Source organism: Marinobacter sp. EVN1 (genome assembly GCF_000475375.1).
Lineage (GTDB): Bacteria > Pseudomonadota > Gammaproteobacteria > Pseudomonadales > Oleiphilaceae > Marinobacter > Marinobacter nauticus.
Genome location: NZ_AXCB01000001.1, coordinates 71,171 through 82,655, shown reverse-complemented (window position 1 = coordinate 82,655; position 11,485 = coordinate 71,171). Strand labels below are relative to the sequence as shown.

Annotated in this window: 10 protein-coding genes and 1 riboswitch; of the genes, 5 read left to right on the top strand and 5 right to left on the bottom strand. The window is 57.7% G+C overall.

All coding sequences use genetic code 11. The features are described 5' to 3' along the window. Nucleotides 1–68 precede the first annotated feature (68 nt). From cpdA to thiC, 4 genes are all read right to left on the bottom strand, one after another. A complete protein-coding gene (gene cpdA / locus Q674_RS21505) occupies nucleotides 69–875 on the bottom strand; it encodes a 3',5'-cyclic-AMP phosphodiesterase (RefSeq protein WP_023007621.1) in 807 nt (268 codons plus the stop codon). A 207-nt stretch (nucleotides 876–1,082) separates the two neighbouring features. Next, the gene (locus Q674_RS21500; RefSeq protein ID WP_023007620.1) at nucleotides 1,083–1,568 is read right to left on the bottom strand and encodes a DUF1249 domain-containing protein; all 486 of its coding nucleotides are present in this window, start codon (nucleotides 1,566–1,568) and stop codon (nucleotides 1,083–1,085) included. Further along, nucleotides 1,565–2,185 (bottom strand): NUDIX domain-containing protein, encoded by a 621-nt coding sequence (locus Q674_RS21495; RefSeq protein ID WP_023007619.1) that lies wholly within the window; start codon nucleotides 2,183–2,185, stop codon nucleotides 1,565–1,567. The genes Q674_RS21500 and Q674_RS21495 overlap by 4 nt, the downstream gene beginning before the upstream one ends. 114 nt (nucleotides 2,186–2,299) lie before the next feature. After that, complete coding sequence (gene thiC, locus Q674_RS21490) at nucleotides 2,300–4,177, bottom strand: phosphomethylpyrimidine synthase ThiC (RefSeq protein WP_031209495.1); 1,878 nt, start codon at nucleotides 4,175–4,177, stop codon at nucleotides 2,300–2,302. A gap of 81 nt (nucleotides 4,178–4,258) precedes the next feature. Continuing rightward, a riboswitch (TPP riboswitch) is annotated at nucleotides 4,259–4,372 on the bottom strand. Nucleotides 4,373–4,558: 186 nt separating this feature from the next. Here thiC and Q674_RS21485 point away from each other — a divergent pair. Beyond that, the gene (locus Q674_RS21485) at nucleotides 4,559–5,920 is read left to right on the top strand and encodes a TolC family outer membrane protein (protein ID WP_023007617.1); all 1,362 of its coding nucleotides are present in this window, start codon (nucleotides 4,559–4,561) and stop codon (nucleotides 5,918–5,920) included. A gap of 46 nt (nucleotides 5,921–5,966) precedes the next feature. Here the strand turns inward: Q674_RS21485 and waaA are convergent, their stop codons facing one another. Continuing rightward, on the bottom strand, nucleotides 5,967–7,220 hold the full coding sequence (gene waaA / locus Q674_RS21480) for a lipid IV(A) 3-deoxy-D-manno-octulosonic acid transferase (RefSeq protein WP_023007616.1): 1,254 nt from the start codon (nucleotides 7,218–7,220) through the stop codon (nucleotides 5,967–5,969). Between the two features lie 102 nt (nucleotides 7,221–7,322). Here waaA and lpxL point away from each other — a divergent pair, with 102 nt between their 5' ends. From lpxL to Q674_RS21460, 4 genes are read left to right on the top strand one after another with little or no spacing between them, the layout of a single operon-like run. Then, nucleotides 7,323–8,270 (top strand): LpxL/LpxP family Kdo(2)-lipid IV(A) lauroyl/palmitoleoyl acyltransferase, encoded by a 948-nt coding sequence (lpxL, locus tag Q674_RS21475; RefSeq protein WP_081698896.1) that lies wholly within the window; start codon nucleotides 7,323–7,325, stop codon nucleotides 8,268–8,270. 47 nt (nucleotides 8,271–8,317) lie between these two features. Then, nucleotides 8,318–9,313 (top strand): mitochondrial fission ELM1 family protein, encoded by a 996-nt coding sequence (locus tag Q674_RS21470; RefSeq protein ID WP_023007614.1) that lies wholly within the window; start codon nucleotides 8,318–8,320, stop codon nucleotides 9,311–9,313. Further along, nucleotides 9,310–10,425, top strand: coding sequence for a glycosyltransferase family 4 protein (locus Q674_RS21465; protein ID WP_023007613.1), 1,116 nt, complete (start codon nucleotides 9,310–9,312; stop codon nucleotides 10,423–10,425). The genes Q674_RS21470 and Q674_RS21465 overlap by 4 nt, the downstream gene beginning before the upstream one ends. Further along, nucleotides 10,422–11,477, top strand: coding sequence for a glycosyltransferase (locus Q674_RS21460; RefSeq protein WP_031209492.1), 1,056 nt, complete (start codon nucleotides 10,422–10,424; stop codon nucleotides 11,475–11,477). The genes Q674_RS21465 and Q674_RS21460 overlap by 4 nt, the downstream gene beginning before the upstream one ends. Nucleotides 11,478–11,485 lie beyond the last annotated feature (8 nt).

Genomic DNA, 11,485 nt, shown 5'->3' with positions numbered 1-11,485 from the left:
CTTCACAGGATTGTCATAATATCAAAGTCGTCAACGCAAACCGTGAACTGCCTTCAGCCAGGCCCGAATCAGTACCCGGTACTCTTCTCATCCAGGTCAAACTCGAAACTGTCCGCTCGGCGGACTTCCGTCTTGAAGCATCCCGAGGGGTCAAGTTCCAGCCAGCGATAGCCGGGGGCCAAAGGCTCCACGGCAAAGTCGCTGGATCCTGTGGCAAACTGGATGCAAGTGGAGGGTGTAGCCAGCAGGCAAGCACCGTTGCGCTGCTGTTCAAGCTCTTGATGGATATGACCCCATAGCACCACACGAACCTGCGGATGCCGGTCAATCACCTGCCAGAAGGCATCCCGGTTTTTCAGGCCGATCTTTTCCATCCAGTCAGAGCCGATATCAACCGGGTGATGATGCAGGCAGACCATAGCAGGCAGCTCTGGCCTTTCGGACAAAGCCCTGTCAAGAAAACTCAATTCATCGGCCGAGAGCTCACCAAACACTTTGCCGTGTACCGAGGAATCGAGCATGACAAACTGCCAGCCGCCCTGGATCCATTGTTTCTGATCAGAGCCGGACTCCGCCGCAATCGAAGACAGCAGCGCGGAATCGTCGTGATTACCGGCAATCCAGAGCGAGGGGCAATCAAAGGCCTGCAGTTGTTCACCGAAATACCGGTACGCCTCCGGCGATGCATCCTGGGTGAGATCTCCGGTGGCGAGAATCAGGTCGGGCTGGCCATGATTGCGAAGCACTTCGTCAATCACCGCCGCCAGGCTGTCACGGGTGTTGACCCCCAGCAAAGCGCCGCCCGCAGACGCCATCAGGTGCGGATCGGTAAGCTGCAACACGTTGAGTGGGCGCGCCGTTGTGGGTTTGCTCATGCCAGGCCTGTTCTTTTTTCTGCAAGCAGTTGATTATACAGACAAGTGTACGATGGCTGAGTTCAGATTGATTGCTCGCGAATGGAAGATGGATCACATTCTGACCAGCGACACCCTAAATTTTGCAGTTTTTGACAACCCTGCCACAGGTCCGACAACCGGCTTTATAGACTTTCGACGAACTGAGAAACCGTTCAGAGATGACTTTCAATCGATGCCTTCGCCCGCCGACCAGGCTGCGTGTTCCATCGGCAGGTGCCCGAAGCGCAGGCAGTAGTCCAGCCAGTCGGCCAGGAAACCATTCACCTGAACCTTTTCGTCCGGGTGGTGCATAAACCGGTTCGGATAGTCATTCACTGGCGCAATCTGTCGCTGCCGGTAGCAGCTGATCACTTCGGCCATCAGGGCGTCGTGGTATACGCGAACGGTCATACGGGGGTTATTCAGCCACCGACCACTATTGTGAACTTGTTCCAGCAACAGGGTTTCGGTGAATCTGGCCGTCTGCAGCACTTCAATCCGTACTCGGCCCAGGTACTGATTCTCCCGGTGCAGTTCGAACTCGCATACGGGCTTGCCGTCAGCCTCAAGCTGGCGCAGCTTGTGCAGGCGCTGATAATTGCCGTCGCACAGCGCTCCCAACTGGCGCAGATCCGGCACATACTGCTTGGGCCGTTTTACCCACTCCGTCATGCTTGCCACTCCCGCCGCAATCGCTCCCTGTTCAGTTGCAGCCACTGGATGGCAATAATCGCGGCGGCGTTATTGATGCGGCCATCGGCAATCATGGCAAAACACTCATCAGCCGAAACCACGTGGCTGAGAATGTCCTCGTGCTCATGCTCCATACCGAAAACACCCCCGGCCCCGACGGTGCTGATCTGACCGCAATACAGGTGAATCATTTCCGTGGTACCGCCTGGGGACACCAGGTAATCGCAGATCTTATCCAGGCGACTGAAACTGAGCCCCGCCTCTTCCTGACCTTCTCGCTGGGCCACCTCTTCCGGGCTCTCGCCATCCTCATTCATGCCCGCAACAAGCTCCAACAGCCAGGGAGACTGATTACGGCCGAGCGCCCCCAAACGAAACTGCTCCAGAAGCACAACCTCGTCGCGCCCCGGATCATATGGCAGCACGCAGGTGGCATCACCGCGGATGAACAGTTCCCGGGTAAATACGGGCATGTCGCGGCCATCGAAGCGCGGATGCGTCAGCCAGAGTTTGTCCATGCGGAAGAAACCCTGGAACACGGTTTCGCGTTTTTCGACTTTGACGTCGCTGGCGTTGAACTGGAATGGTTTTGGCATTACTGCTTCCGGTTGCGCATTCGGCCTTGAACGATAGCCGGAGCCACGGCGGGGTGCAAGTTAACACCCCGCCAGGCTCGGATTCACGCTATGATGGAAGCATGTAGCGGCGGGTCAGACCTTGTCGTAGATCTTGCTGCCTGATTCCACGAACTCCCGCGATTTCGCCTGCATACCGGCATCAATCGCCGATACTTCGTCGATACCTTGCTCTGCCGCGTAATCCCGGACCTCCTGGGAGATTTTCATGGAACAGAACTTGGGGCCGCACATGGAGCAGAAATGCGCCACTTTGGCCGATTCCTTGGGCAGGGTTTCGTCGTGGTAGGCGCGGGCCGTATCCGGATCCAGCCCCAGGTTGAACTGGTCTTCCCAGCGGAACTCGAATCGTGCTTTGGAAAGCGCATTATCACGAATCTGGGCACCCGGGTGCCCCTTTGCGAGATCTGCAGCATGGGCGGCAATCTTGTAGGTGATGATGCCGGTTTTCACGTCGTCCTTGTTGGGCAGTCCAAGGTGTTCCTTGGGCGTGACATAGCAAAGCATGGCACAACCGTACCAACCGATCATGGCGGCCCCAATGCCAGAGGTGATGTGATCATAGCCCGGGGCAATATCGGTGATCAGAGGCCCGAGCGTATAGAACGGCGCTTCGTCACAGCATTCCAGCTGTTTGTCCATGTTCTCCTTGATCAACTGCATCGGCACATGGCCGGGGCCTTCGATCATGCACTGGACGTCGTGCTTCCAGGCAATTTTGGTGAGTTCTCCGAGGGTTTCCAGTTCACCAAACTGGGCAGCATCATTGGCATCGGCAATAGAGCCCGGGCGCAAGCCATCACCAAGACTGAAGGAGACATCATAGGCCTTCATGATTTCGCAGATGTCTTCAAAGTGCTCGTACAGGAAGCTTTCCTTGTGGTGAGCCAGGCACCACTTGGCCATGATGGAGCCACCTCGGGACACGATGCCGGTGGTGCGTTTGGCGGTCAGTGGTACGTGGTGCAGGCGTACGCCGGCATGGATGGTGAAGTAATCCACGCCCTGCTCCGCCTGTTCAATCAAGGTGTCGCGGAAGATTTCCCAGGTCAGGTCTTCGGCCACGCCGCCGACTTTTTCCAGGGCCTGGTAGATGGGCACGGTGCCGATGGGAACCGGGGAGTTGCGAATGATCCATTCCCGGGTTTCGTGAATGTTCTTGCCGGTGGACAGATCCATGATGGTATCCGCTCCCCAGCGAATGCCCCAGGTAAGCTTTTCCACTTCCTCTTCAATGGAGGAGGTCACTGCCGAGTTGCCGATGTTGCCGTTGATCTTCACCAGGAAGTTGCGGCCGATGATCATCGGTTCGATTTCCGGGTGGTTGATATTGGCTGGAATGATGGCGCGGCCACGGGCCACTTCGTCGCGGACGAACTCCGGGGTAATTTCTTTCGGCAGGTTGGCGCCGAATGACTGGCCGGGGTGCTGCTCGGCCAGCAATCCATTTTCTCGGGCTTCCTCCAGCTTCATGTTCTCCCGGATGGCAATGTATTCCATTTCCGGCGTGACAATGCCCTGCCGGGCGTAATGCATCTGGGACACATTGTTACCGGGTTTGGCTCGCAGGGGTTTGCGCTCATCCATAAACCGGAGCGGATCCAGAGTCGGATCTTTCATACGCCGGCGGGTAAACTCAGAGGTATACCCTTCCAGTTGTTCGACATCGCCGCGTTCGGCAATCCATGCAGCGCGCACCGGCGGCAGCCCCTTGCGCAGATCGATGCTGGCTTCCGGGTCTGAATAGGGCCCGGAGGTGTCGTACACCACCACTGGCGGATTCTTTTCCCCGCCCATTTCGGTGGGGGTGTCACCCACAGTAATTTCCCGCATAGGCACGCGCAGATCGGCTCGGCTACCCTGCACGTATATTTTTCGTGAGCTTGGTAATGGTTTGATTGCTGCGGAGTCTACTTGTGCGGAATCGCTCAGGTAGGATGGGATGTCCGTCATCGTCTGCTCCCGTTTTGCTCAGGTGGTCGGGTCGCGTATGACGGAGTATGCCGAAGATATTCCGAAACCTACTTCTGGCATGATTCGTGCGGTCTTAATCCCTACGCCGGTATTATCCGGATCAGGTCGCGGGTTCTGCGTTGCAATCTCAGCCGATCACCGGTTTAAGGCGATTCAGCACCCCGTCAAGACGCGATAAATAATCTGTTTTGCTCACAAAATGAGTGAGCTTTTCAAGTGTAGAGACGGGAACGATTATTGTCCATAATGGGCCACCAATACCTTTGGGTCACAGTCGGGGTAAACCCGCGCTCTGTACGTTGACCTGCCGATACCTGTGTCCAGATCACGGATGCCCGGAGATAGTTTTCAGGAGCAATAATGAAGAAACGTTTACTTCCAGGTTTGATCACCCTGCTGGCCGCCCAGCCCGCTTTCTCTCTGGATCTTGTGGAGGCTTATGAGCAGGCACTGTCATACGACTCCGGCATCGCCTCTGCGCTGGCACAGTTTCAGGCCCAGCAAGCGGCCAGCGATGTGAGCAAGAGCACCCTGTTACCACAGGTTGGTGCGTTTGCCGAGGCCAACCACACAGATTTCGACGCTGAGAACGGCCCGGGAGACAGCTACAAGTCATTCAACTACGGAGTTCAACTGTCGCAACCGGTTTTCCGCGCCGACAACTGGTTCCGTTACGATGCCAGCCAGTTCCAGACCGAAGCAGCCCAAGCCCAGTACAACCTGGCCCAGCAACAACTGATTCTGGATGTTGCAACCGCCTATTTTAATGTCCTGCGCGCTCAGGATACCGTTGCAACAGCCCGCGCGACTGAAGCGGCCATCCAGCGCCAGTACGAACAGGCTCAGGAACGTTTCGATGTCGGCCTGATCGCGATCACCGAAGTGTACGAGGCCCGCGCCAGCTATGACGACAGCAAGAGCCAGCGCATCGCCGCAGAAAACCAGCTGAATGTCGCCCGCGAGCAGCTGGCGCGACTGACCGGCGAATATGCAGAAGATCTGGAAAACCTGCGCGAGAATTTCCCGCTCGGTCGCCCGGAGCCCATGAATCCGAATGCCTGGGAAACGACCGCCCTGAACCAGAACTGGTCTATCCAGGCCGCTCTATCGCAATTAAATGCCAGCGAAGCCAATCTGAAGGTGGCCAAATCCGGCCATTTGCCAACCCTGGATCTGGTGGCCTCCTACGGCGAGTCCGAGCTGAACGGTGCCCAAAACACGCAGCAGGAAGGCACCCAAGGCGTTATTGGTCTTGAGCTGAATGTGCCCTTGTACATGGGTGGCGGCACCCAAGCCGGCGTGCGCCAGCAACGCTCTCTGGTCACCGCCGCAGAGCAGGACCTGAACACCGTCCGGCGTGATGTACAGGTAAACACCCGCAGCCTGTTCCTCACGGTGAACAACAACGTGGAAACGGCATCGGCACTGGAGCAGACCATCATCTCACGCCGAAGCGCCCTGGATGCCACCCGGGCCGGTTATGACGTTGGCACCCGCAACATCGTGGAAGTGCTGGATGCGGAGCGGGCTTACTACGTTGCCCTGAGGGATTACGCCAATTCGCGGTATGACTACGTGATCAACACCCTGCAACTGAAACAGGCCGCTGGCACCCTGAGCCCCCAGGATCTGGTGGATCTGAACAACTGGCTGAGTGAAGGTGCCCGCGGCATAGAAGCCATGGCAGAAGAAGACCGGACACTGGACGATCCCACCCAGTAATCCTTGCAAAGGCTGGCCCCGGGGAGCTCACCTGAGATGCCCGGGGCTAAAGACGCTCAATAATCCCTTCGACTACCTTATCAAGGGCACCGCGGTTTTTCTGAACGACGCTCAAGGCGCGCTCTCCGTATGCCCGGCATTCTTCTCTGTCAGCCATCAGCTTGCTGATCGCCCTGGCCAGGGCTTCTGCCCCGTCTACCACCTGAACACCGCTGTCCCCCAGCAAGTGCTCATATATGGTTTCAAAGTTGAACACATAAGGACCTGAAAAAACCGGTATACCCCAGGCTGCCGGCTCCAGCGGATTATGCCCCCCCCGTTCAATCAATGAACCTCCGACAAAGGCGATATCGCTGGCACCGTAGAGCATCATCAGCTCGCCCATGGTGTCACCCAGGTAAACCTGGGCCCGGGCAGGGTCATCACTGCGGGAGCGTCGGGCAACCGAGAATCCCTCCCTCTCCGCCAGCTCAGCAACGGAGTCAAAGCGATCCGGATGCCTTGGCACAATGATCAGCAGCGCATCAGGATGATGCTGAAGTATTCCCCGATGAGCATCGAGCAACTGCTGGTCTTCTCCGGAATGCGTGCTGCCGGCAATCCAGACCGGGCGAACCCCCAGTTCCACACGCAGAGCGCGAGACGACGCACGCACCTCATCAGGTATGTCGACATCAAACTTAACACTGCCCGTGACTTCAACGTGGGAGGCGGCAACACCAATGCGCCGAAACCGGTCGGCATCCCGGTCGGCCTGCGCAGCAACCCAGGAAATACTTTTCATGATGGGCGCAGCCAGCCCTTTAACCCGCTCGTAACCCCGGGCGGAACGCTCGGATAATCGCGCGTTTATCAGGAATACCGGAACCCTCCGTCGACGGCACTGGCGGATCATATTGGGCCAGATTTCTGTTTCGAGAATAACGAGAATCCTGGGATTGATGCGATCCAGAAAACGACGGATGGCGCCAGGTGTATCGTATGGGGCATACGCATAGGTTACCCTGTCACCGAACATCTTGCGGGCCTGGGCCAACCCGGTATCGGTCATGGCCGTCATCAGGATGGTGGCGCCCAGATTTCTGGCAAGCAGGCGCCGAACCAGGGGCCCAGCGGCAATGGTTTCACCGACCGATACCGCGTGCACCCAGATAACCGGGCCAGAGATTTCGGGCACCCAACCCAGGCGATGCTGCCAGTCCCGCCGCAGCGCCGGCGCTTTTCGCCCTTGCCACCACAGCCGGATGAGTATGAACGGCAGCGCAAGGCGAATCAGCTGGGAATAGATAAACTGGAACACGCAGGACTCCCGGCAAAACAGTGCGTTATCATAGGGCCAATTTTTATTTGGACGGGCATCTTGCCCCCCGGAAAACCGTTTGTCGATGCAGGATTCACGATTTTGAAGAAGAAGTACCGCAAACTACCGCGAAACACAGACTATTCAGCCTACCGCCATCCTCGGTGGTGGCCAACCTGGCTTGGCATAGCGGCGATGTGGCTGGTGGCCCAGCTGCCCCTGCGCCTGCAATGGTGGCTGGGCAAGATTACTGGCCTGCTGGCCTGGCGGCTGGCGAAAAGCCGGCGTCATATTACCGAAGTGAACATTCGCCTGTGTTTTCCGGAGCTGAACCAGCAGCAACAGGCCGCGCTGGTTCGTAATGCGTTTATTGCCAATGGGATTGGCTTGCTGGAACTTTGTGTGGCCTGGTTCCGCGATCCGTCAAAACTCAAAAAGATAACCAAGGTTCACGGCCTGGAGCATTTCGAGAAGGCGCTTGAAGATGGACATGGCGTATTGTTACTGGGAGGCCACTACAGCACGCTGGACCTGGGTGGCAGCCTGGTCACACAGTTCATCGAAGCAGATGTCATGCAGCGGGATCATAACAACCCGTTGATGAACGCGGTCATGACGAGAGCACGTGAACGTCGCTATGGCACCGTGCTGGGCGCCAGAGACCTGCGGGGCCTGTTTCGCAGCCTGAAGAAAAACCGGGCGGTCTGGTACGCCACAGATCAGGATTACGGCCGAAAAGACATCGTTTTCGCGCCCTTCTTCGGGATTCCAACCGGCACTATTACTGCCACCTCCCGCATAGCTGAACGCAGTAAGTGCAACGTCGTCCCCTTCAGTCATTTCCGCCGGGAAGATGGCCCGGGCTACGATATCTATTTCCACCCTGCCCTGGAGAACTTTCCAAGCGGGGATGATCTCGAGGATGCCACCAGAATCAACGCCATTATCGAGCAGGAAATCCGCAAGGCACCCGACCAGTATCTCTGGATGCATCGGCGCTTCAAGACCCGCCCGGATCAGAACGACCCGGGATTCTACAAACGCCGGTAACGAAGAATTCAGGCAACGCGGAGGCCGGCAGTGCATGCCGGAACACCATGGCCAAACCCGACCCCAGAACGCAGGATGCATCCACACCCGTGGTGTGGCTTCTCACCGACAACAAGCCGGGCCACCGGAATCAGCTGAAGGGGCTTGGCAATCGGCTTCGTGTCCTGGCGGGAGCCAGCACGTACTGGGTTGAGGCCTCACGTATAAAGGTACCGCTGTGGCGGGCATTGCTGGCTTCTCCGCCCCAAATGGATGCGTCACTGCCTCGCCCCGATCTTGTCATCGCGGCGGGGTCTGGCACGCATCGCCTGCTGCTTTCACTGCGAAAACTTCGTGGAACACGAACACTGGTCGTTATGAAGCCAGCGTTCCCACTATCTCTGGTCAGCGGCGCCCTGATTCCGGCCCATGATCGCGTGCAGTCAGGTCCGCGGATTCTGTTAACCGAGGGCGTTCTGAATACCATCACACCCCTGGCCAGAATCACCGAGAAACGGGAAGCGCTGCTACTCATTGGCGGGCCATCTCCGCATTTCGACTGGGACGACGATGTTGTCCTCGGCCAGATATCCCACCTGATTGGTCAGTACCCCGACTGGCGCTGGACCATCAGCACCTCCCGAAGAACACCAGAGCCCATGCAGGAACGCCTTAACGAAATGGCCGAACTGCGGATTACCGTTGTTCACCCTGAGCAGACCCATGAGGACTGGCTGAGCCACCAACTTTCTGCCTCACGGGCGGTCTGGGTGACCCCGGACAGCATGTCCATGGTCTGTGAAGCGGCAACCTCCGGCGTGCCAACAGGACTTTTCGAGCTACCGGCCAGATCCGGCAGCCGGGTTGTGGAAGGTGTGGAGCGATTGATACAAGGCGGGTATGTTGCCCAGTGGACGGACCACGCCAGCGTAATGGCAGGCCGGGCCGATCATGACCGATCTCTCTGGGAAGCCAACCGTGCAGCCCGGTGGGTACTTGAGAGCGGGTTACTGCCAAAGGCCCACAGAACCAATCCACGCCTGCAGAAGGGGGCCCAACCTTGAGAATTCTCCAGGCACTTCCGGCGCTGTACAGCGGCGGCGTTGAAAGAGGCACCGTCGAGTTCGCAGCCGACCTCGTCAAACGCGGCCACGAGTCCTTTGTCGTCTCCAAGGGCGGCCCCATGGCGGAGCAATTACGAGGACAGGGTTCAACGCATATCTTCATGCCAATTCACCGGAAGAGTCCAGCATCCTTCGGGCAAATCCTGCCGATGCGAAAGCTGCTTCTTGAACTGAAGCCGGACATCGTTCATGTCCGCTCGCGCATGCCCGCCTGGATAATTTTCCTGGCCCTGAAAAGCATTCCGAAGCAGCAGCGCCCCGCTGTTGTATCCACCTTCCATGGCATGTATTCGGTAACACCCTACAGCGCCATCATGACCCGGGCCGATCACATCATTGCCGTGTCCCAGTGCGTGCGGGATTACGTGATGAACAATTACCCGGTTCCCGAGGAGAAGCTGACGGTCATCCAGCGGGGGGTCGATGTGGATGCCTTTCATCAACGGGAGCTTACACAGCAATGGCTGGACCGCTGGTTCCGTCAGTACCCACAGCTTGTCGGCAAGAAAATCATTATGATGCCCGGGCGGATTTCCCGCTGGAAAGGCCAACTGGATTTCCTGGCCATGATGTCGAAACTGGTGCAGGACCGGCCCGATTGCCATGGCATTATTGTGGGAGGTGCAGAACCGGGCAAAGAGCATTTCCTGGATGAACTGGAAAAGGAAAGGGCACGCCTGGATCTGACCGACAAGGTCAGCTTTCTTGGCCAGCGCAATGACATGACCAACTTGTACCTGCTCGCCGAGGTGGTCTGCCATATGAGCACCAAACCGGAACCTTTTGGCCGAACAGTGACCGAGGCTCTGGCCTCGGGAACACCGGTTGTAGCCTATAATCGGGGAGGAGCGGCGGAAACACTCCAGGCCTGCTTCAGGCATGGGCTGGTGACACCGGACAACGTGGAGGAATTTGCCCAAGCGGTTTCCCGGCTGCTGGATGCCAAACCGCCGGCCATCGAGATCCCCTATCGGTTCAGGTTGGAAGCACAAACCGAAGCAACCTTGCGGGTTTATGAGAACGTGCTGAATAACGCAACCGGCCGATCATGACGTCTTGCAACCAATTAACCATTGCCCTTCTTGTCGCCACACCCGGAACCACCTGGGGCGGCATGGAACAGCACACCGCGGATCTGGCGGGTGCGCTCGCGGTACGCGGGCATAGAGTCCATGTGCTGGGCCATAAAGCCTACCGGGACAAATTCCCTGCCGACGTCCAGTTTCATCCATTGCCGGTTCAACTCGGGCGACGGAACCTCTGGCTGCAATTGGCTCTCCGCCGGCGACTTCGCGAATTATCACCCGATATCCTGCACGCCCAGGGCAATAAGGCAGCGCAACTGGCCGGCAAAACAGGAAAACTTGCCCGTGTGCGAGTCGGTACGGTGCACGGCACCAAATCCAGCCACAAGGCATTTGATCGCCTCGACGAGATCGTTGCAGTAAGCCCGAGGATCCTGGGATCTCTGCGACACCCCCATAAACACCTGATCTACAATGGTGTCGACTCAGAACGCAAAAAAAATAACTCGGACGATGGCCCCAACCTTCCGGCAGGTGTCACCAATGTGATCGCCGTGGGGCGCCTGGAACCCGTAAAAGGTTTTGATGCGCTGATCAGGGCCTGGGCCCTGCTTGGCCCAGCCAGGGACACATGTCACCTGACCATATTCGGCGAAGGAAGCCAGCGCCCACAACTGGAACAGCTAATCCGCAAGTCAGAACTGGATCATTCGATCACCCTGGCAGGTTTTAGCCAGAACCTGGCGCCTGTCTACGGCAAAGCCGACATGACAGTGATCAGCTCCGAGCGGGAAGGATTTCCCTATGTGCTGGCCGAGTCGCTCATCTATGGTTGCCCGGTTGTCTCCACTCCGGTATCGGGGCCTCGTGATCTTCTGCCGCCTTCCTCTCTCAGCAAGGGACACCAGGACAGAGACCTTGCCCGCTTGATGACCCAGGCGTTCGCCAACCTGGAAAAACTGAAACAGAGCCAGCAGTCCGCTATGGCATTCGCACGTGAAACTATGACGATCACAGCCATGGCGGAACAAACAGAAGCCCTTTATCGGAAAGCCCTCTCTGAGCGCAGGGCCACCTAGAAGTGATT

Bases quoted from the DNA above. Each gene is read 5' to 3' on its own strand.
- Q674_RS21470 (WP_023007614.1), top strand. From the start codon at position 8,318: ATGGCCAAACCCGACCCCAGAACGCAGGATGCATCCACACCCGTGGTG.
- thiC (WP_031209495.1), bottom strand. From the start codon at position 4,177: ATGACGGACATCCCATCCTACCTGAGCGATTCCGCACAAGTAGACTCC.
- Q674_RS21485 (WP_023007617.1), top strand. From the start codon at position 4,559: ATGAAGAAACGTTTACTTCCAGGTTTGATCACCCTGCTGGCCGCCCAG.
- Q674_RS21500 (WP_023007620.1), bottom strand. From the start codon at position 1,568: ATGACGGAGTGGGTAAAACGGCCCAAGCAGTATGTGCCGGATCTGCGC.
- cpdA (WP_023007621.1), bottom strand. From the start codon at position 875: ATGAGCAAACCCACAACGGCGCGCCCACTCAACGTGTTGCAGCTTACC.
- Q674_RS21495 (WP_023007619.1), bottom strand. From the start codon at position 2,185: ATGCCAAAACCATTCCAGTTCAACGCCAGCGACGTCAAAGTCGAAAAA.
- Q674_RS21460 (WP_031209492.1), top strand. From the start codon at position 10,422: ATGACGTCTTGCAACCAATTAACCATTGCCCTTCTTGTCGCCACACCC.